Origin of the sequence: Flavobacterium sp. PL02 (genome assembly GCF_035013205.1) — a bacterium.
Taxonomy (GTDB): domain Bacteria; phylum Bacteroidota; class Bacteroidia; order Flavobacteriales; family Flavobacteriaceae; genus Flavobacterium.
Genome location: NZ_JAYGJP010000010.1, coordinates 145,472 through 166,013, shown reverse-complemented (window position 1 = coordinate 166,013; position 20,542 = coordinate 145,472). Strand labels below are relative to the sequence as shown.

25 protein-coding genes are annotated in these 20,542 nt (G+C 31.3%); 8 read left to right on the top strand and 17 right to left on the bottom strand.

Going from position 1 to position 20,542, the window contains the following annotated elements; translation table 11 throughout:
- Position 1 precedes the first annotated feature (1 nt).
- From SHI72_RS21110 to SHI72_RS21090, 5 genes are all read left to right on the top strand, one after another.
- Positions 2 to 778 (top strand): hypothetical protein, encoded by a 777-nt coding sequence (locus SHI72_RS21110; RefSeq protein ID WP_323491314.1) that lies wholly within the window; start codon positions 2 to 4, stop codon positions 776 to 778.
- A 100-nt stretch (positions 779 to 878) separates the two neighbouring features.
- Positions 879 to 1,784: a hypothetical protein gene (locus SHI72_RS21105; protein WP_323491313.1), complete on the top strand. Its 906-nt coding sequence runs from the start codon at positions 879 to 881 to the stop codon at positions 1,782 to 1,784.
- Positions 1,785 to 2,210, top strand: coding sequence for a hypothetical protein (locus SHI72_RS21100; RefSeq protein WP_323491312.1), 426 nt, complete (start codon positions 1,785 to 1,787; stop codon positions 2,208 to 2,210).
- 40 nt (positions 2,211 to 2,250) lie between these two features.
- Entirely contained in the window at positions 2,251 to 3,105 is an 855-nt protein-coding gene (locus tag SHI72_RS21095; protein WP_323491311.1) for a hypothetical protein, read from the top strand.
- Between the two features lie 29 nt (positions 3,106 to 3,134).
- Positions 3,135 to 3,908 carry a hypothetical protein gene (locus SHI72_RS21090; RefSeq protein ID WP_323491310.1) on the top strand — a complete coding sequence of 258 codons (774 nt, stop codon included), beginning with the start codon at positions 3,135 to 3,137 and terminating at the stop codon, positions 3,906 to 3,908.
- A gap of 49 nt (positions 3,909 to 3,957) precedes the next feature.
- Here SHI72_RS21090 and SHI72_RS21085 read toward each other — a convergent pair whose 3' ends face one another.
- On the bottom strand, positions 3,958 to 4,104 hold the full coding sequence (locus SHI72_RS21085) for a hypothetical protein (protein ID WP_165572126.1): 147 nt from the start codon (positions 4,102 to 4,104) through the stop codon (positions 3,958 to 3,960).
- Positions 4,105 to 4,417: 313 nt separating this feature from the next.
- Between SHI72_RS21085 and SHI72_RS21080 the strand changes: the two genes are divergently transcribed.
- Positions 4,418 to 4,648, top strand: coding sequence for a hypothetical protein (locus SHI72_RS21080; RefSeq protein WP_323491309.1), 231 nt, complete (start codon positions 4,418 to 4,420; stop codon positions 4,646 to 4,648).
- Positions 4,649 to 4,943: 295 nt separating this feature from the next.
- Here the strand turns inward: SHI72_RS21080 and SHI72_RS21075 are convergent, their stop codons facing one another.
- The 10 genes from SHI72_RS21075 to SHI72_RS21030 form a co-directional block, all read right to left on the bottom strand.
- Positions 4,944 to 5,102, bottom strand: a complete 159-nt coding sequence (locus SHI72_RS21075) for a hypothetical protein (RefSeq protein WP_323491308.1) — start codon at positions 5,100 to 5,102, stop codon at positions 4,944 to 4,946.
- Positions 5,103 to 5,107: 5 nt separating this feature from the next.
- On the bottom strand, positions 5,108 to 5,359 hold the full coding sequence (locus SHI72_RS21070; protein WP_323491307.1) for a hypothetical protein: 252 nt from the start codon (positions 5,357 to 5,359) through the stop codon (positions 5,108 to 5,110).
- 146 nt (positions 5,360 to 5,505) lie between these two features.
- Complete coding sequence (locus SHI72_RS21065) at positions 5,506 to 5,832, bottom strand: hypothetical protein (RefSeq protein ID WP_323491306.1); 327 nt, start codon at positions 5,830 to 5,832, stop codon at positions 5,506 to 5,508.
- Between the two features lie 287 nt (positions 5,833 to 6,119).
- The gene (locus SHI72_RS21060) at positions 6,120 to 7,133 is read right to left on the bottom strand and encodes a Shedu anti-phage system protein SduA domain-containing protein (protein WP_323491305.1); all 1,014 of its coding nucleotides are present in this window, start codon (positions 7,131 to 7,133) and stop codon (positions 6,120 to 6,122) included.
- Between the two features lie 2 nt (positions 7,134 to 7,135).
- Positions 7,136 to 7,471, bottom strand: a complete 336-nt coding sequence (locus tag SHI72_RS21055) for a WYL domain-containing protein (protein WP_323491304.1) — start codon at positions 7,469 to 7,471, stop codon at positions 7,136 to 7,138.
- 156 nt (positions 7,472 to 7,627) lie between these two features.
- A complete protein-coding gene (locus tag SHI72_RS21050; RefSeq protein ID WP_323491303.1) occupies positions 7,628 to 7,840 on the bottom strand; it encodes a hypothetical protein in 213 nt (70 codons plus the stop codon).
- Positions 7,841 to 7,843: 3 nt separating this feature from the next.
- Positions 7,844 to 8,134, bottom strand: coding sequence for a hypothetical protein (locus SHI72_RS21045; RefSeq protein WP_323491302.1), 291 nt, complete (start codon positions 8,132 to 8,134; stop codon positions 7,844 to 7,846).
- A gap of 1,041 nt (positions 8,135 to 9,175) precedes the next feature.
- A complete protein-coding gene (locus tag SHI72_RS21040) occupies positions 9,176 to 10,264 on the bottom strand; it encodes an efflux RND transporter periplasmic adaptor subunit (protein WP_323491301.1) in 1,089 nt (362 codons plus the stop codon).
- Positions 10,254 to 13,538 carry an efflux RND transporter permease subunit gene (locus SHI72_RS21035; RefSeq protein ID WP_323491300.1) on the bottom strand — a complete coding sequence of 1,095 codons (3,285 nt, stop codon included), beginning with the start codon at positions 13,536 to 13,538 and terminating at the stop codon, positions 10,254 to 10,256. The genes SHI72_RS21040 and SHI72_RS21035 overlap by 11 nt, the downstream gene beginning before the upstream one ends.
- A 12-nt stretch (positions 13,539 to 13,550) precedes the next feature.
- Positions 13,551 to 14,936 carry a TolC family protein gene (locus SHI72_RS21030; RefSeq protein WP_323491299.1) on the bottom strand — a complete coding sequence of 462 codons (1,386 nt, stop codon included), beginning with the start codon at positions 14,934 to 14,936 and terminating at the stop codon, positions 13,551 to 13,553.
- Positions 14,937 to 15,100: 164 nt separating this feature from the next.
- On the opposite strand from SHI72_RS21030, the gene SHI72_RS21025 reads away from it, so the two are divergent.
- Positions 15,101 to 16,138, top strand: coding sequence for a sensor histidine kinase (locus tag SHI72_RS21025; protein ID WP_323491298.1), 1,038 nt, complete (start codon positions 15,101 to 15,103; stop codon positions 16,136 to 16,138).
- Between the two features lies 1 nt (position 16,139).
- On the top strand, positions 16,140 to 16,850 hold the full coding sequence (locus SHI72_RS21020) for a response regulator transcription factor (RefSeq protein ID WP_323491297.1): 711 nt from the start codon (positions 16,140 to 16,142) through the stop codon (positions 16,848 to 16,850).
- A gap of 183 nt (positions 16,851 to 17,033) precedes the next feature.
- Here SHI72_RS21020 and SHI72_RS21015 read toward each other — a convergent pair whose 3' ends face one another.
- The 6 genes from SHI72_RS21015 to SHI72_RS20990 all read right to left on the bottom strand — a co-directional run bounded on the left by SHI72_RS21015 (position 17,034) and on the right by SHI72_RS20990 (position 20,512).
- Positions 17,034 to 17,468, bottom strand: coding sequence for a DUF6526 family protein (locus tag SHI72_RS21015; protein ID WP_323491296.1), 435 nt, complete (start codon positions 17,466 to 17,468; stop codon positions 17,034 to 17,036).
- Between the two features lie 135 nt (positions 17,469 to 17,603).
- Entirely contained in the window at positions 17,604 to 17,948 is a 345-nt protein-coding gene (locus SHI72_RS21010; protein ID WP_323491295.1) for a cupin domain-containing protein, read from the bottom strand.
- A gap of 23 nt (positions 17,949 to 17,971) precedes the next feature.
- Entirely contained in the window at positions 17,972 to 18,400 is a 429-nt protein-coding gene (locus tag SHI72_RS21005) for a DoxX family protein (RefSeq protein WP_323491294.1), read from the bottom strand.
- A 90-nt stretch (positions 18,401 to 18,490) separates the two neighbouring features.
- On the bottom strand, positions 18,491 to 19,282 hold the full coding sequence (locus tag SHI72_RS21000) for an AraC family transcriptional regulator (protein WP_323491293.1): 792 nt from the start codon (positions 19,280 to 19,282) through the stop codon (positions 18,491 to 18,493).
- Between the two features lie 210 nt (positions 19,283 to 19,492).
- The gene (locus SHI72_RS20995) at positions 19,493 to 20,056 is read right to left on the bottom strand and encodes a YdeI/OmpD-associated family protein (RefSeq protein WP_039119250.1); all 564 of its coding nucleotides are present in this window, start codon (positions 20,054 to 20,056) and stop codon (positions 19,493 to 19,495) included.
- On the bottom strand, positions 20,057 to 20,512 hold the full coding sequence (locus SHI72_RS20990; RefSeq protein ID WP_323491292.1) for an SRPBCC domain-containing protein: 456 nt from the start codon (positions 20,510 to 20,512) through the stop codon (positions 20,057 to 20,059).
- Positions 20,513 to 20,542 lie beyond the last annotated feature (30 nt).

Genomic DNA, 20,542 nt, shown 5'->3' with positions numbered 1-20,542 from the left:
TATGAAAAATATTTTTGTTTGTTTATTTGTTATGATTTTTATTGCCGTTGGTTGTAAAAATAATACTGATAAAGAAGTTGGAGGTAAAGAAAAAGAAGGATTACTTGAAAAAAATATAAATACATCTAGTAATTTAAAAGCTGATTGTTATCAAGTTATTATCGATTTAATAAAAAGCTCAAATCTCAAAAATCCTTTCAAGGATAATTTGAAAATTGCGATTGAAAATAATAATGGGGTTAATATGAAACTACGTTTGTTTGATGCAAATGATAAGTCTGAAAGTACCATTGGCTGGATTGTTTTTGATGCCGAAAACATGAGACTTTTAGATATTACAAATGATATTAAGAATCCTATAAAATTAACTTTTGAGCATAAGTTATGGAATAAAATTATTGAATGTTTTTTTGATAATGATAGAAGTTATTATTTCGAAGAAGATGATAAACCATTAGAAAAAGAAAATTGTAAAACCACTACTAGAGAAATGGAAACAACTCAAGTATGTATTTTTGAAAACACTAATATAAAAGGTATTTATGATAGATTAATTTTGAATAAAGAGATAAACGACTCAGAATATTTAAGTAAAGTTTTTCCCGAAACAAATCAGAATATTGTGATAAATGAAAAAGGAATTATAAATATTGAGTACAAAATAGTGACCTCAAAAAAACTAGAAATTACCATGAATTATGAAGGAGGGGTTACAACTCTTGAAATAATTCAGATTAATAATAATGTGAAAAGGATAATTACTAATAGTGCTGATTAATCTAGATTTTACCTTGATAAAGTAGATTAGCAATCATAATGGATTATGTTAGATGAAGAATTAGAAACAAAGTTTCTTTACAAAGCAACGTTGTATTAATATGAAAAAAATAATTTTATTACCAATACTATGTTTAATGATTTCTTGTAAAGAGAGTAAAAAAAATATCTCTTTATCAAAGGACATTTCAAATAAAGAATATTCAATCTTAAAAAAACAAGATACAATTATTGAAAATATTTCAAAAAATTGCGAAGAGGCACAAGAACGAAATATCTATGACTATAATTTATGTAAAGAGTGGAAAATACTTGATGAATCTCAAATAAAAGAGATTTTAAAATCAGGAGAATTAGGGGATGGAGGAGAAGGAGATTCTCGAGCACTTCATTATACTTCATCAGAATTTCCAATTTGGATAACAGCTGATATGACTGTTGGAAAACAAAAGTATAAACTAAAAATTAATGGAGGTTCCTATTTTTACTTAACAAATGATAAAAATATCACATCCCTTTATTTTTGTAAAAATAATAAGTACAGAACATCTTTTATATCTGGAATAGGAACAGAAGATGATGAATTATATGAAAAACTAAAAACTAAAAATTGGGATAAAATAAATTCTCAAAAAACAGATTTAAACTTGTGGCAAGGTAATTACAATTTTGATAATGGAAATTTTGAACAAAGCTATAAGAGCTACCATATTAAAATAGAAAAAAACACTTGCATTTTATATCAAGGTGACTTACCTGCATGTGAGATTGAATGTATTGTAGATAGGCATGATAATGAATTATTTTTATATATAAAATCAGAAAAATTCAAAAAGTCACCATATGATGTCTCTTATGTTGAGTCATTATCGGAAGGAGATTATTTATTAAAGATTATCAAGCGGGATAATAAATTTTATGTAAAATCTCCTATAATAAAATATTGGAATGAAAAGAGTAAAACATTTGAAAAAAATATAGAAATAGAAAGCGAAAAGACAAATTAAATGAGAAAAATTGTAGCGTTATTTTTACTTGTAAATTGTATTACTTGTTATTCTCAAAATTTAATTAAAAATAGTCTAAAGGGAATGTATTTTGCTAATGTTCAGATTGAAAGTTATGAGACAAATAGGGCTATAAATGTTACTTACTATCTATATTTTGGTAAAAATTATGTAACATTAAATTTTTCTAATAATGAATTTGCATTATGTGAAGGAAAATATTTTTATAAGGAGAAAAATAGTATTCTTTATCTAATCCGTGATGAAAATGATGGGCGCCCGTGTCCAGCTATGAAAGATAAAAATGATGAAATTGATTTTTCTAAAGGCTCAGAAATTATATCTATAAAAAAAATAAAGAATAAGTACTACATACGAAGCAAACGTTTTTATGATAAAGATTGGCAATTATTACAGCAAAAATAAAATAATGAATGTATAGTGTATAATTTCAAATGATCTAAAGATGGAAAAATTATTTAGGCTTATATTATTAATTAGTACATTTTCTAGTTGCCAAGAAACTAAAAGTAAAATTGATTTTTCAGCTGTTAATAATCATGTTTTTTATGAGGTAAAAAAGATGAATTCAATTAATAGTATTTACGAACCTTGTGATGCTTCTAATAAAAAATATAGTATTAAGGATTCTTTATTGGTTTATACTACAGCTCAAGATGGCGATTTTAGATATAGAATTTTAGGTATCAAAAAGAATAACAATGATTATGAACTACAAATAAAAAACACTGATCCGACTCAGAAAGTTTCAATACTGAATATTAGCAAAATTGATGATAAATATTATTCAATAAATGGAAAAGTTTTTATTGATAGTGTTTTTATAAACACAATTCCTTATATAAAACAGTCGTGTAAGGAATGTGGCAACTGTGAGGATGTTAAAAAACAAGTAAATAGTAATGAAGTAACGCTAAATGGCAACTGGAAAATTGATTGCAAAAATGGGAATTCAAGTATTAATATAAAAGATAAAACTGCTTTTTTAGAAGTTATGTTCAATCAAATTTACATAGATATGATTGAAATAAAAAGATATGATTCTGAAAAAGGTATAGCGTACAAATTAAAAGAAATACCAGAAGATAAAGGAAATTTTGGAGTTAATTTAAATTGGAAGGAATATATCAATGACAAACCTATTGCTTATATAAAAGTAATAGATGATAACACTATCTATTTTTATTGGTACGGATTTTTTAATAAAAAAACTCAAAAAAGAGAGTTTACAGAATGTAGCTTTCAGCAGGAAAATAGAAAAAATCAACAAGAAATAATTTTAAAAAAATGCGATGAATAGAATACAAATGAGAAAAAGTCTAGGATAATATGAGAAATTTTAAAACTTTGATGATTGTGTTTCTAATTATTGTTTTCAACAGTTGTGATAATAAAGCACAAAAAAAGAAAACATCTGAAGCATCGGAGCCTAAGATAATTGATAGTTTGATATTATTAAAAGATACAATAGTTTTTTCTAATAGTTCAGAAGGAGAAAAATTATCATTATTTAAAAATCAAAAAACTAATGATTCAATTATTAAGTCTACAATTTATGGAGAGACGGGAAAAATAGATTATACCTTTATTTTTAATAGAGAATTATTTAATGCAAATCGAGTAATTTATAATTATGAAGAACCTATTTATATAAATTCAAACCCTAAAATAAATAAAAAAACAGGTGAAAATTTAAAGACTTCTGCTTTAGTGAAAGAAGAATTGACAAATATTTTCATTGAAGATATTAAGTTTTTCAGAAGGCAAAAAATGCATACATCTAAAGCTAGTAATTTAAAAACTGATTGTTCTCAAATTATTATTGAGCTAATAAAAAGTTCAAACCTTAAAAATCCTTTCAGGGATAATTTGAAAATTGAGATTGAAAATAATAATGGTGTTAATATGAAACTACGTTTGTTTGATGCAAATGATAAGTCTGAAAGTACCATTGGCTGGATTGTTTTTGATGCCGAAAACATGATGCTTTTGGATATTACAAATGATATTAAGAATCCTATAAAATTAACTTTTGAGCATAAGTTATGGAATAAAATTATCGAATGTTTTTTTGATAATGATAGTAGTTATTATTTTGATTAAACCTTGCTACAATGTTATAATAAAGCCGCTTTGTTAGAGCGGCTAAAAATTAAAGTTTACTGCAACGACTGCAAAGAGGCTTTCCGCCAGTTCCAGATTTAAGATTCTCTTTCTCAATGTTGTTCCCTTCTGTACAACTACTGTTGTTGTGATGGACATCTTGTTTTACACTGTAAAACGGATCTACTTTTGCCATAATAATTTATTTTTATAATTAATATCTCGAAAGTTAGCCCTGCATTTTTTGATTCTATTACTGAAAACCATAATGCACTTTCTTTAATTGTAATAATCAATAGAGACAAAAGTGAAAGTATATTCTTTTTATGATGAGGAAAGTCCATCGATTACGCGGGTTTTTCCTATATTTGCCGTTCTTAAATCTTCACATTAAGAACAAAATAAAATTGCCCTTATGCTATGTAGTAAAGTTCCGAAAGGGCTTTGACGCCGTGAAGAAGCGTAAGACTGCTAACGCATAAGGGTTTTTATTCTTAAATCTTCACATTATGAGTACAAACAACCTTTCAGAAGAAGCCAAAACAAGGCTCATGAATTTCTTTAACAATACTATAGATCCAAAAGGTATGGCTAAAGTAATAAGGCAAGCAAATTATCTTCTTGCTTTAGGAGCTATGAGGGAACAAACCCTTCAAAACGAAACAATCAATCTAGAAAACAGCTTTTATTGGCTCAATGAATTAGCCGAAATTCTAAATCCTTATTTAGATGTAGAATAAGTTTTTCTTATCACATTTTATTAAACCTCGATTTTAAAAGTCGAGGTTTTTTTTTTATGTAGATTTAATTTCTATTGCTGCCGCGAGCGTCTCGCTCGTGTACGCAATCTAAATCAACAATACCAAAATCACTATAAATATCTTTTCGGCAAACTATCGTTAGATTCTTATTTCCATTTATTTAGTTGCCATTCTTTGTGTTCACGAGTGAGATGCTTGTTCTAGCAGGGGAATTTGTACAGCGTATAGCTTTAGTTTTTTGAAAAACTTCAGAGAGCATATACTCTAGTATGATTTATTTAAACCAACCATTATACCATAACGTTTTTCCTTTTCGACCTGAAGAAGCTTTCCCTTTTTTTATATATTCTCTACCGTCTTTTCCTTTAAATTCGTGAAATACTACTCCAGCTAAAGCTAAAGCAGTTGTAGCAATAATTTTTTGTAGGTTCATTCGAATTAGTTTTGAGAGTTACCAATATGTTCGAATAAAGTTTCATCTATTATTAGGAAAAGATTCTCAACGTTGTCAGATTCTGGTAAATCTGTAATTTCTTTATAAATATCATAAATCAATAGATTTTTATATTTAGACATTTCAGGAGTTTGGATTGGGGAATTAATTTTTTTAAATTCATTTATAAAACCTTTTTTGAAATTAGAATTTCTATTCTCAAATATTCTAATGATTTCTTTCTTTAATTCTATCATAATTTTATTTATAGTTGTTTTTCTTCATTTTATATTAAATATTCGCCAACGTTTTGTCGCTAGGCGATGTAGCGGATTATAGTATAGCAATGCGTACAAAGTAAAGAGACTTCATACAGTACAGTTTAAGTTTTTATTATTACCTATTATTGTAATTTTTCAAAATACCTTGCTCCTTTTTCGGGAACTAGCATGACAAAACACTGCGGTTTTTGTTTAGTATAAAGTTTGGAATTGAATATGATTTTTTGTAAATCTATAATTCTACCATCAACTATTATGTTAAAGTTTTCTTTTTCCATTTCTTCTACTTCATAAATACCTTCTGCAATTACCATATTTTTTCCTTTCGAGCAATACAACGTAGCATATTTTCCAAAATGAAATGTAAATTCTAAACCATCTTTATAATGATAATTTGGGAAATCTTTACTAATCCATGTTCCGATTAATTCTTCTTTTGTTGGAACCATATTTATTAAGTATTAAGAAATTAATTTTATTTTCAGTATGTTGGTTTTTAGTTTTTTTGCATCTCATTCTGCGATGTCTCCTGACTTCATAGACAATATTAGGACAACAAGTTTTAAAAACAAAGGGTTTAAAAGTGTAAAAGTATTTTGCAGATGAATCAAGAGACTTGCCACAGCGCATAAATTACAATAATATTTTCATTTTCAAGAAGACTTCTAAGAGCGTAAACTTTGCTAAACTCGCATTGTTTTATGGAAATGTGAATCTGCTTTTTATTAAATGCTTTTTAGCTACTAATATTATATTTTTCATATGTATTTATTAGCATTTGCCCAAATTTGACTAAGTCAGAATAACTGATTATCTGAATAGAGTTTAGACCAGAATTTATCATTTTTAAACAATGAAATTGAGCATCATCAAATTCATTTGAAACACCTATTATAATCTTAACACGAGGCATTAATACTTTTGTTTTGTATTCTTTTTCTAAATTAAGTTTATATTCTGATAACTTTTGTAGATAAAAAAGTGACTGTCCTATGACAATTGATAAATCGTTATGCGGATAATGACAATTATGGCTATCATCGTATTTTAATAATATATGTTTGGGTCTTTTTAATTCTATAAGATCTAGAAAACCATCAACAGATTCCATCAATAAATCTCCTTCAGAAAATAGAGCAATTTTTCTTGCGTCGTGTTGGTTTACATATTCTACCCCGAAAACCCATAAATTATTTTCAATCCAATTTTGAAATATTTTTTCTGGCTGTCCTGCTTTATATTTTATTAATTCTGGATAATTGTCTATTTCAGTAGTTATTTTATTTGATAGTTCTAGTTCAATTAGTTTCTCAAGTATTAAAATTTCTTCTTTCATGTACTTATGATGAAAAGCTCCCCTCAGGTTTTCTATCTCAATTTTATCAAGAGATAATAATAAACCTTTAATTTTGTCATCAGATTCAAATTTTTGCAGAAATAATGAAATAGTTTCTAAATCATCTTGTTCAAATTTTTGAATTAATACATTTATTTCATCAGTAGTTTCAATGAATTTAGAAGAATGCTCAGCTCCATCACTAATAACTGAAATAGCATTTAAATGGTTGTATAAAGCCCTTACTTCATGAATTGAAAGTTGTTCGGTAAAGATTGGAATTCCATTTTCATTTGTTGCATAAATATTGAATTTTAAATTTTCATCTGCAATGCCATCTTTAATTCCAGAATAATTAATAAACAAACGACTGTTTTTATTTCTGAAAACCTCTAGATGGTAAGGGGTACTCATAATTAAATTTTTTCAATAACATCTTTATACCCTTCCCATTCAGGATTATATTTTTCACTTATCTGAGAGAAAGTATCATCTCTTAATTCCATATTCGACAATTCTTCAATATTAAACATTCTAAATTCAGGAAATGGATTATCTGTTTTTGAATCAGAAACTCCATCTGTTTGTACTAAATGTACTTTTGTACTTTGTCTACCATCTTTTGCAGTAAGTATGAAAACGGCATAAGGATTTCCGATTCTCTTACCAGAAGTTTTTTCTGGCTTGTTGTATTCGAATTCAATTACTTTTTTTTCCTTAATAGCTTTAGTTAATTTGTCTAAAATATTCATATGTTTATTTATTTAGTTTATTTTTTTTAATCTTACTGTGAAATTTTTGCCACTTCGAGATGTTGGAAAATTTAATGTTAAATTCATAAATAGGCCTAATATTATTCTAAGTGAAGTTTTTATAGATTCCAAAAATCTCTGATATAATCAAATTTTTTAATCATATAAATTTTTTACGTTTGAATTAATATATCCATTTAGTCCAGAACCTCTAATCGCTAATAATTTCATGTTATTTACATTTCGATTCCCAGCTTTTCTATAACTATATTTATATATCCTTAAAGAACTTTTGAATCTTACTTTGATATAATCATCTCCAATTTCATAGCCATATATTCCAGAATTAGAATTTTTATATTTTTCCATAAGTTATAATTCTGAATATATAGTTGACATTGATTTATCTCCTTGATTATAACCATTTCTTGATCTCTCAAAAGAATCTTCCAAAATGTTAATATCTTCAGCTTTAGCTAAATCATATAATTTCCAACCCATTTTTCCAGAGGAACTATAGCCATCAACTTGATAAGCTCTTAATATTTCATTATTTTTTGTTGACAAACCATAACAATGAGGCTCAACAATTCTTAATTCATCATCATAATTAAATTCTACTAAATTTTTGTTTTCGATTGCTTCGATAATTTCTTGGTTCATAAGTTTTATGTTTTTTTTGATTAGTTTTTTTTAATTTGTCCCAAGCTGAAAAAAGTTCCTATAATTGTTACATTAATTAGTAAAACCCGACAATCCAGGTTTGAGACTATAATATTCTTGTTAAATATTAAATCAAATCTAATTTTTTGATTTAATATAATTTTACGGAAAACCATACTTGATAAAATTAAATCCTAATTTTCAAAAATATCAATTAACAATCTTAAGTAACTAGGTATAAATACCTGTTTATTTAATTGAAAAGAATTTCTTACTTGTGTTTGATGGCGCAGATTTTCAATCCGTGCCCACAAAGTTGGTTAAAGAAATAGTTGGGATTAATTGTTGTGGGCACGGATTGAAAATCCGCGCGATTGTTGTGCATATCCACACAGTCACATTTCTAGCCCTGATAGAAGAGAAAATCCTTTTTTATTGTTTTTTTACAATAAAAAAGATTGGAATGATAGCAGGAAAAGCTTCTAAAAAAAATAAAAGCTTTTATTAATTAAAAGTTTTAAAAGAAGATAACCACAAAGTCTGTCATTTTGAGGAACGAGACCCGAGTGATAACGAATAGACGAAGTAAATCTCCGTGAGAAACTAACTCATAGTTTTTTCTTAAATTGTCGAGCTACTCGCGAAGATTTCTCGTTCCTCGAAATGAAAGATTGGAGAAAACTTTGTGTCTTTGCTATAGCTCGGGTCTCGTTCCTCGACAAAAAATGAGAATAGAAACTTTGCGGCTCCGCTTCTTTGCGATATTCTTTTATTATTTCGGTTTCATAAGCCTTCGACTACGCTCGGGATGACAATAGGGGATGACAAAAATGAGAATAAAAACTTTGTGAATCTCTGTGCTATTTCGCGAATCTCTGCGAAACTTTTAAAAACAAAAAAAGGACGATACTTTATGAGGTATCGTCCTTAAAGGCAATTTTTAACGTGCATTTTTAAATCCTTTCAGATTTTTAAATACGGGAATTAATAATTGCGTACAGTTCTTTGGGTAATCTAATAAAAAAGAAAGCTAAACGGTGGTTATTCGTTTATAACATCGCCTTCTTTAATTTCTTCGCTGGCAAGTTTTATCAGTTTATCATTGGCATTTAAATCGCCAAAGATTTCGATTTTATCATCGATTTCTCTTCCTTTTTTCACGTTGATTCTTGTTGCTTTATGGTTTACTATTTTTATAATATAAACACCTTCGGCAGAACTTACAACGGCAGTTTTCGGAGCTACAAATGTGCTGTCTTTTGCATTTAGCGGAAGCAAAACTTCGGCTACCATTCCGGGTAATAAATCTCCGCTTGTATTGTTCACGTCCATTTCTACACGTTCTGAGCGCAGTTTTAAATCTAACGCTCCCGACATACGTTGTATTTTGGCTTTAAAAGTATCTGGCGATGATTTTACATTAAAACTCATTTCGTCACCTTGTTTTAAATATCCTGTATATAGTTCTGGGATAGATACAGCAAGACGCAATTTTGTTTGTTCCTGAATGGTTAATAATGGCAAATCTGACCCTTTGCCAGATGGGCCAACATAAGCGCCTAAATTGACATTTCTTGCGGTTACAATTCCGTTAAAAGGCGCACGAATTTCCAGATAACCTCTCATAATTGCCACTTCTTTATGCGAAGCCACGGCTGCTTGGTATTGTGCATAATCAGAATTCTTTTTTCCGTTTGCCATTTCTAAGTCATTTTTAGAAATTGTTCCTTCTACCTTACTGGTTTCATAAAGACGATTGTAGGTGCTTTTGCTTGTATTGTAAATGGCTTCCATCGATTTTAATCTCGATTCGGCAGCAGCAAGTTGCGAACTAATTTCGGGAGCTTCTAATACGATTAAAAGTTGTCCTTTGGTTACTTTCGAGCCAATATCTACTTTAAGTAATTTTACAAAGCTGCTTACTTTTGCATATAAATCTACTTGCTGGAAACTAGATAATTCAGCTGGCATTCTTAGTTCGGTTGTTAACTTCTCTTTTTGCAAAAGAAATGTTTCCATTTTAGGTTCTACTTCGGCTACAGCTTCTTCTTTTTTGCCAGAATTACAGCTGCTTAATAAACTTACTGCTATGAATAATAGCATGGTCGATTGTACTATTTTATTTTGCATTTTTTGGATTTAATGAGGATATATAATGAATGCTTTCTTCGTCTTCAGGATCTAAAGAAACTGATTGTGTTGTTGCTTTTTCTTGTGCCCACGCAAAAATTAGTGGTAAAATTAGTAGTACTGTAAAGGTCGAAAAGAATAATCCGCCAATAACCGCACGCCCTAATGGTGATACCTGATCGCCTCCTTCGCCGTGACCAATTGCCATAGGTAACATTCCGGCAATCATGGCTACTGATGTCATGATAATAGGACGAAGACGCAATGCTGCTGCCTCACGAGCGGACTCTAAAGCGTTGCCATTGTGTTTGCGCAATTGCTCGGCATTGGTTACTAATAAAACTGCATTGGCGATAGAAACCCCAACCGACATGATAATTCCCATATACGATTGTAAGTTTAATGTTGAGCCTGTAATCGTAAGCATTAATAAAGCTCCCAGAACTACTGCGGGAACTGTTGTTAAGATTACCAACGATACTTTGAACGATTGGAAGTTTGCCGCCAGCATTAAAAATATCACGAATATAGCAACCAATAATCCTACTTGTAAACTGCTTAATGTTTCTACCAATACTTTGCTCATACCTATTGGGGTAATGAATAATCCGCGTGGTAACTCTCCTAATGAATTTATAGTTGCATCTACATCTTTAACAGCCGTTCCTAAATCGGTTTGGCTAATGTTTGCAGTAACGGTAATGTATGGCATTGCACCTAAGTTGTCGTTCTCACCACTTACAAAACCTGGTGTAATCTTGGCAACATCGCTTAAAACGGGACGAAGCGAATTTTTTAATACTGGAATTTCGCCAATATCGGTTTTGCTTTTCATTAGATTCAACGGTACTTGAACTTGAACGTTATAGGATAATCCAGCTCTTTCATCTACCCACATATTTTTTTCGGTATATCTGGATGATGAGGTCGAAGCTACAAGCGAACGTGAGATATCATTCATATCTACGCCTAGTTCGGCAGCACGAGTTCTGTCAATATCTATATTCATTGCAGGATAATGTATAGGTTGCCCAATTTGCACATCTCTGAAATAGGATATCTTCTTTAGTTTCTCGACTATTTGGTTGGCGTAAAGCTCATTTCGTTTTTTGTCTTTTCCAGCAATTCGCACTTCGATAGGAGTAGGAGAACCTTGACTCAATACTTTATCCGTAAGTTCGATTGGTTCAAATGAAACTTTCACATCGGGAAGAACTTTTTTAAGTCTATTTCTAAATTCATCTTTAAAATCATCCATATCGGCATGATAGTCTTTTAAACTCACCTGAAAAACAGCTTCATGAGAACCTGCCATGAATAAATAAATAGGGTTAATAGAGAACAATGCTGGGTGTTGCCCAACATATACAGAGGAAATCCCAATATGTTCCTTGCCCACCATTTTGTTTAATTCTTTCAGGACAATAATCGCTTTTTCTTCGGTGCGTTCTAAACGAGTTCCGTCGGGAGCGCGCATTCTTAACTGGAACTGACTTGAGTTTACTTTTGGAAAAACATCTTTTCCGATAAAGGTAATTAGTACAATTGCCAAGAAGGTAATTCCGAAAAGATAGGCGAGTGTTACTCCTTTTTTATGAGGGAACAAACGGTCTAAGGTTTTCATAAATCGGATTCTGAATTTCTCAAAATGACTTATTTTTCCATCATTGTTAAAATCTTCTCTTTCGACCATTGCTTTTTTCTGAGTAATCAAATCTTTCTCAGACTCAGGCGTTAATCCGCAATCATTAAATTCAGCTTCATCATCGGTAATACCCGGTTCATGTGCATGTTTAGGATGCGCTTTCATTAACCAGTTTGCCATAACTGGCACAAAAGTTTGTGATAGTAAAAACGAAATAACCATCGAGAATCCAATTGCTAATGCCAATGGCAAGAACAAGGCTCCCGGAATTCCGACCATGGTAAATGCGGGTGCAAATACGGCAAGAATACAAAGCAAGATCAATAATTTAGGCAAGGCAATTTCCTGGCAAGCATCCCAAATGGCGAGTGCCTTGGGTTTTCCCATATCGAGATGTTGGTGGATATTTTCTATCGTAACGGTACTTTCATCTACCAAGATTCCTATGGCAAGAGCCAATCCGCTTAAAGACATTAAGTTGATGGTTTGTCCGAATAATTTCAGGAATAAAACTCCTGAGATAATCGAAATAGGAATGGTTAAGATTACGATTAAAGCAGCACGTTTGTCGCCTAGGAAAAGTAAAACCATTAAACCAGTTAATACTGCTCCGATAATTCCTTCGGTAATTAAACTTTTAACGGAATTAATTACATAAACCGATTGGTCAAATTCATAAGATAATTTTACATCTTCAGGAAGTGTACTTTGTATTTTAGGTAGTTCTGATTTTAATTTCTGAACCACATCCCAAGTCGAAGCATCTCCCGCTTTGGCAATACTAATATAAACTGAACGTTTTCCGTTTACCAATGCGTAACCAGCAGTAATATCGGCACCATCTTTTACAGTTGCCACATCGCCAAGTTTTAGGTTCTGAACGCTTCCTTTAAACAGCGGAATGTTCTCAAAATCCTTAACTTCTTTAATCGTATTATTAGTTGGCGTAATATAATTTTTATCGCCCATACGCACGTTTCCTGATGGAGCCGTTTGGTTGTTTACACGTATAGCTTCAACAATTTGGTCGGGAGTCATATTATGCGAACGCAATAAATCAGGGTCTACATTTACCTCGATTGTTCTTGGGCTTCCGCCAAAGGGTGCTGGTGATAATAAACCGGGAATGGAGGTAAAGGAGGCTCGAACGTATACATTGGCCAAATCCTGTAATTCATTATTGGAACGTATTTTACTACTCAGAACCAATTGTCCGATTGGTAATGACGAAGCATCAAAACGGATGATAAATGGCGGTTGTGTTCCGGGAGGAAATGCCGCCTGAATCCTGTTTGAAAGAGAACTCAATTCGGCAGCAGCCTGAGCCATATTTGTGTTTTCGTAATAGGTTAATTTCATAATCATTAACCCCTGAATATTCTTAGTTTCTACCGATTTTACGCCATTGGCAAATGGTAAAATGTTGACATAAGTCTTAGCAAAATAAGCTTCCATCTGGTCTGGTGTATAACCACCAAAGGGATGTGCAATATAAATAACCGGCAAATTCATTTTCGGAAGAATATCTACCTTGATGTCCTTGATGGCACCAATTCCGAAGAAGAATAAACCTGCAACCATAACCAGTATGGAAATGGGTTTGCGAAGTGCAAAACGTATTAAATTCATTAGGATCTATAATTAAAATTCATTTATAAATAAGTCAAAATTACCTGTGGCAGCAGCCTTGAGTAAAAAAGATTGCCAAACATTATTATTGACAATATCACGGTCTATTTCGGCACGGTTTAGCGTATAAAGTGTTTGGGTAATATCGGTTAATGTTGTTAATCCGTTTTTGTATAAAGTCGATTTTTGCAAATAGGCCTGAGCAGCTGCTTTAACCTGAATAGGAGCTTCGGCATAATTATCCATAGTGATTTTAATTTTTGCGTCGGCAAGATTTAATTGTGCTTTAAGCTCGGTATCAATCTGGTTGTATTCATCTTGTAATCCTTGCGAAATAAATTTTTGAGCACTTACTTGTTTGCTTGTTCTAAACGGCGTTGTAAGATTCCAGGTAATTCCAATTCCTACCAGATAATTGGTTCGGTCAGGGCTAATACCATCTATATAATTTCGGTTAAAAGAAGTTTGGTCTACAGCATAATCCGAGTTAAATCCTGAAGCTCTTGTTTGTAAAACGCCAAACATACTCATCGTTGGGTAATAACTTCTTTTGTATAATTTAACTTGTTGATTGCTGTAATCAATTTTGCTTTTGTAGTATTGAAGCACAGGATGCAAGCTATCGTTAGACTCCGTTGCTTGTATCATTTCTTTCGGAATCTGACTCACAAACAAAGTATCTGGGACAAAATCCTGAGTAGGAACTCCCATTAAAATAACCAGTTTGCTATTTTGTTCTTTTACAAAATCTTTAGCCTGATTTAAAGCGATTTTGGCACGAGAAACTTCGGCTGTAGCCAATGTAGAATCTACTCCTGCCAATAATCCGTTTTTTACTCTTGCTACGGCAGTATTTTTGAAAACTACGGCGCGTGTTAAGTTCTTTTGCTGAGAAATTAATAAACGTTGGCTTGCCAGCAAATTAAGATAGGCTGCAGAGATTTTGATTTCTTGCTGAAACTTTTCTTGTTGCAAATCATTCTCACGACTTTTAACTTCGACTTTGGCAAGATTAATTTTTTGTTTGATTTTTCCGAAAGTGAAAAAATCCCAGTTCATGTTAACCAGATATAATGCTCCAAACGAAGCGTTCCAGTTTTGTTCCGGTAATGAAGGCCCAGAAGAGGCAGTTCCTAAACCATTAAAACCATATAAGGCACCATTCTGCCCATTTATGGTTCCATAATCTTGTTGTGCCGATAGGTTTAAATTGGGTAAATAATCCCGGTTTGCTTGCTTTAGCGTTTCTTTGGAGGCATTGGCATAATTGCTTTTTGCTTTAACGCTACCATAATTTTCAAGACCTATTTTAATAGCATCTTTTAAGGATAGTGTTTGGGCAAAGCTTGCCGAAACGGAAAACAATAAAAATAATAAGGCAATTTTTTTGAAATACATAAAACTCTAAATAAGAAATTATGAAACAAAAATATTTTACTTGAGCCGAAATAACAGTTGTTAAATGATGTAATGCAATAGTAAATGACGAATTGAATTGGTCATTTATTGGCTATAAAAACTAAAAAAATGTGGTTAATTTGTAAACTATTTAAGTATTAAAAATGAATAAAAAATTTAGTAAGATATTGGATAACAAATGGTGGCAAGAAATTGCTGTTATTGCCTTTTCGTTTACAATTTACACGTTAAAAAACGATTGGATGTTATTTAGTTCTGTGGCATCTATATTAATGGGCGTTTTTTTTTATTTGATTTTATACATGCATGCCCAGTTTAATCGTTTTTTTATACTTCCTATTTTATTTAAGAAACAACGACCATTAACATATATATTCTTGACTCTTTTGGGAGTATTGCTATTTTCGGTTGTTTTATACGAAATAACGACTTTGGATATGTTTAGCAAATGCCGTCTGTATCAAAACTCTCATCAACGCAGTTACGCCTATCAATTAGCAAGTGTATTAGGAACATTGGTGTGTATATTGAGTCCGATAATTGTTTTTAAATTTTACAGGATTCATAAAAAGCAAACCGATGAAACTTTGTTGTTTAATCAGATGCAACTTAATGCGCTTAAAGGACAATTAAACCCTCATTTTTTATTCAATACTTTTAATACGCTGTACGGGATTAGTCTTGAATTTCCTGATCGTACGCCCGATTTAATCATGAAAGTGTCGCAATTAATGCGTTATCAGTTAGACAGCAGTAACAAACAATGTGTATCGCTAGAAGAGGAACTTTCGTTTATAAATAGTTACATACAATTAGAAAAGGAGCGAGTAGGGTATCGTTGTGATATTACGTACGATTGTAAGATTGATAATGAGAATGCCTATAAGGTTTCGCCAATGTTATTGATTGCTTTTATAGAAAATGCTTTTAAACACGGAACTTGTGCAATAGAAAACTGTTTTGTTCGTATTTTTATAACGGTCGAAAACGGATTATTACATCTTCATGTTATCAATTCGATTCCGACTAAAAAAACAAATGTTATTTCTACTAAAATTGGGTTGAAGAATACTATTGAACGTTTGAATTTAATTTATGGTAAAGAATATAAATTAGATATTCAGGATGATAAAAATACGTATATCGTAGATTTAAAATTGCAACTCAAGAAGTTTGTATAAAATGAAAGAGCCAAAAAAATGTATTATTGTTGATGATGAGCCCGCTGCGCATTATGTTTTGGTGAATTATATTAAGCAGAATCCACAATTAGACTTAGTTTTTCAATGTTATAATGGCATCGAAGCTATGGATTATCTTAGGGAGAATAAGGTTGATTTAATGTTTCTTGACATTAATATGCCCGAAATTACTGGAATAGAATTATTGAAGATTATCCCAACGCCACCCAAAACAATCCTGACCACAGCTTACTCTGAATTTGCTCTGGAAAGTTATGATTATGGAGTTATCGACTATTTGCTAAAACCCATATATTTTCCGAGATTTTTAAAAGCAATTGACCGTTTCTTTTCTATGGAAAATGTTCAAAATAAACCTGCTGAAATTATTGCCAATACTGTTTCTGTAAAAGTCGATGGACATTTTATTGAGCTTGAATTGGAGAATTTGTTGTTTGCTCAAAGTTTTGGTAATTACGTAAAATTACATACTACAAAAAGAACTTATTTGGCATCGATAACAACTAGCGAATTCGAAAAATGCCTTCCTGAATTGGGTTTTATGCGCATTCATAAATCATATATCGTTGCTCTGGATAAAATAGAAGCTACAGATAAAGATTTTGTTGTAATAAAAAAGGAACGATTGCCTATAGGAATCACGTATAAAAGAGAACTATCTGACCGATTAAAGAATAAAAACATTCTTTAAAACTCGGATTTTTTAAAATTATAGTTTGCTAAGTTTCTTTCCAGTATTGTCATTTCGACGAAGGAGAAATCTTCGTGAGTAACTCTACAAAGCTAGGACTATCGTTGCGGCGTTTCTTGTGGAGATTTCTCCTTCGTCGAAATGACAAGATTGTGTTTAAGCTTGGCGTCTTTACGAGAAAAACTACACTCTTTCGTAATCACCTTTCCAGTTTGTGATGGATTTTTTGATAGAGTTTCCTGAGAGATTTTCATCCAATGCTTTTTCTATAAGTACAATGAGTTCGCTATCTGGACTAAATCGCAAGGCAAATATTTGTTCATCGCTTAATTGTTCTTCGATAAGTTCGAGTCTTTTTCCTGTAAGCGACAAATACCGATAGCGAAGTTCTAGTTTTACAATTCGGTTTTGTAATGTTAATGCATAATGCTGACGTAGCATAAATCCTAATCCAAATAAAATAACAAATATCAGACTTATAAAAATCCAGATGATGGTGTCATCGGATGCAAAGGAAAAGTAGATGCTTATAACAAGTAAAATTAGAAGTACGGGATAATAAACAAAATGATGAGGTGTATAATACCGAATGTGATTTTTGTACGATTGAGCTTCCATGTGAGTTAGTTTTTTTAAAGGTAATCAAAACTGTAACTTATCAAATGTTATTTATCAATACGTTAAGACTTTAAATAAAAAAGAAAACCTTCAAAATATGTATCTTGAAGGTTAGTTTTAAAAAATGTATACTGTTTATTTTAAGATTACAACTTCTTCTGGTACGACAAATAACATAGTGCATCCGTTTTTAGAAAATGCCGAATGTGTACTTCCTGGTGGCATATACAAATAATCGCCACTATTTAATTGGTCTGCGCCAAAGCGTACTTCGCCTTCTAATACATATATTTCTTCGCCAGCAGGATGACTATGATTAGGGTAGGAGGCACCTGCATCAAATTTTAATAAAAAAGTAGGAGGTCTTTGTGTAGCTTCGTCAAAACGTAGAACTTTTACATAAACTCCGTCTGTTTTTATGCCTTCTTCTACTAGTGGTTTCCAATTGGTTTCGTTACTTTTTGTGATTTGCTTTTTCATTTTGTGTATAGTTTAAATTAGTGCTAGTTTTTGTTTTTAAGAAGTATTTCGTCTATGCTCCAACGGTATTGTGGCATTGTAGCCAAAAGAAATGCGGCTGCAGAAAATGCCAAGACCGAATAATCTAATGGGTCTTTAATACCAAAAGAATAAGCCATTGCGAGAGCAAATAATAATGTTAGGATTGCTGCTCCAGTTGCTGCTAATCGGGTTTTGTAGCCAATCAAAAGCATTAATGCAAACAGGGTTTCTAAAAGTGTACTTAGTATCGCAATAATTGGAATACTGTTTTTGGGAGCAAAAGAATTTACTTTCTCAGCATAGGCAATAAAGTTTTGCCATCCCGAAGAGTATTCTCCCCATAAACCTAAGCGGCTGGAAACGGCTGATAAAAAGCCAATTGCAAGTGCAATTCGTAATAGCAAAGTTGCTGTGTCCTGATGTTTTTTCATTTACTTTTTTATTAGTAATTATTATCAGGACAAAGGTGCAATATGGTTATTCGCTAAAGAATAGAGAATATTAGAAAAAGCATGTACTTATTAGATCATGACTTTTTCTTTATATGATTTAGGAGCAATTTTGGTGTGTTTCTTGAAAAAATTAGAGAAGTAAAACGGGTCATTGAAGCCTAACATATAGGCAACCTCTTTTACCGATAATTTCTCGTAGGTAAAAAGGCGTTTTGCTTCGGATATGATTAGTCCAAAAATTACATTCTGTGCTGTTTTGTTAGTATGAAGTTTCGAGAGTTCATTTAGTTTAGATTCTGTAGTACCAAGTAATGTGGCAATTTCGTTTACTGATAAGTTTTTCTCGAAATTTTTAAGTATTGTTTCCAGAAAGGCAAGAAATAAAGCATCGGGTTTATAAATTTCGTCACCACGATTTATTTTAGAACGATTTATTTCAATAAGAATCAATTCAATTCGGCTGTGTGTAGAAATTAGATATTGATAGGGAGTTTCGATTAACTCTTTTTCTATTAATTGCAATTCTTGTAATACGGTTTCACTATTATCTATAGGAATAACTTCGTTCATTGCAAAGTGACAAAACAAACCATTATGAAAAATTAATTCGATGTCATTATCATTTTTACAGAAGTAATCATAAGTAAATTCAAGAACAATTCCTTTGGCATTATGAATGTTTTTAAAATAATGAATTTGTCCTGAGGTAATGGTAAGAACGGTATTTTCTGTTAACTCAAATTCATTTTCATCTACAGAAATAGTTACTGAACCCGAAGCACAAAAGATTAAAACATATTTTAAAATTCGTCTCGGTTTCTCTAAACCAATTGTCTTGTCAAAAGTTTTTATATCAATCATTTAGCTTCTCATAATTTTTGTTCTAACCAAAAGTAAGAATAAATGGTTTGTGTTATATGGCTAAATAGTAATTTATTAAAACCATGAACTTTTAATAAAAGAAACCATGTAAGTTATGTAAGTCCATTTAAGAGAAGTGTTTAAAGCTTATATTTTCTTAAATGACTTAAATAGTTTTGAGTTATACAATTTGATAATTGTTTTTAGTAATTAATATTTCCACTTATTTTTAGATTCTGCGCTATCGGCAATAAGTTCGTTTAAGCGTTTTATTCTTGTAGTTTCTTGTTTAGCGCTCATTACCCAATTTTTTGAAACTTTTTTATAAGAAGGTGCAAGTGCCTGAAAGAAATTCCAAGCTTTTTCATTGGTTTTAAAAATTTCCTCAAATTCATCAGAAAAGTGAACTTCTTCGATTTCGTGCGTATAAATTCTGGATTTATCTTCTTTTCGTAATTTAAAACTAGCAATTCCTGCGGGTTGCATTAATCCTTGTTCGGTTAAATCTTCGACTTTTTTAATATTTATTGCGCTCCAAATACTTGTAGCTTTTCTGGGTGTGAAACGTATGGAATAACTATCGGCATCAACAGATCTGCGAACGCCATCAATCCAGCCAAAGCAAAGTGCTTCATCTACAGATTGTGACCATGTCATGCTAGGTTTATTGCTGTTTACTTTATAAAAACCAACCAATAATTCAGTTTCGAATAGGTGATTTTGAGTTAACCATTTTCTAAACTCAGATTGATCTTCGAAAAACATTGGATTCATTTAATTTTCTTCTATTAGTTTTTTTATTTCTACCAAAATCGGATTCCAACCTTCTCCATTATTTAAAGCCTCGCAATATCTTCTTTGTCCATCTGCCACTGTTGAGTAATCGCCTTGAGAAACATTCAGAATAGTTTTTTCATTATTTTCGGTTAACTCATACGTTACATTCAGATAGTTTTCTGGAATATCAGCAATTGTCGAATTTGGGTCAAATGTAGAATAAATAAGTTTTTTATTAGGCTCGATGCTTACAATATGCCCTTTTACAAAAACTAAGTCCTGACCTTCGTAATTGGCTTGCCAAAGAAGTTCGCTTCCTACTTCCCAATCAGACAATGCTTCGCAACCAAACATATAAATTTTTGTTTTTTCAGGATTTGTCAATGCATCCCATACTTTATCGGATGGAGCATTTATCTCGATACTATTGTTAACTGTTAATTGGTTTGCCATGATTATTTTATATTATTTTAGTTTGTAGCC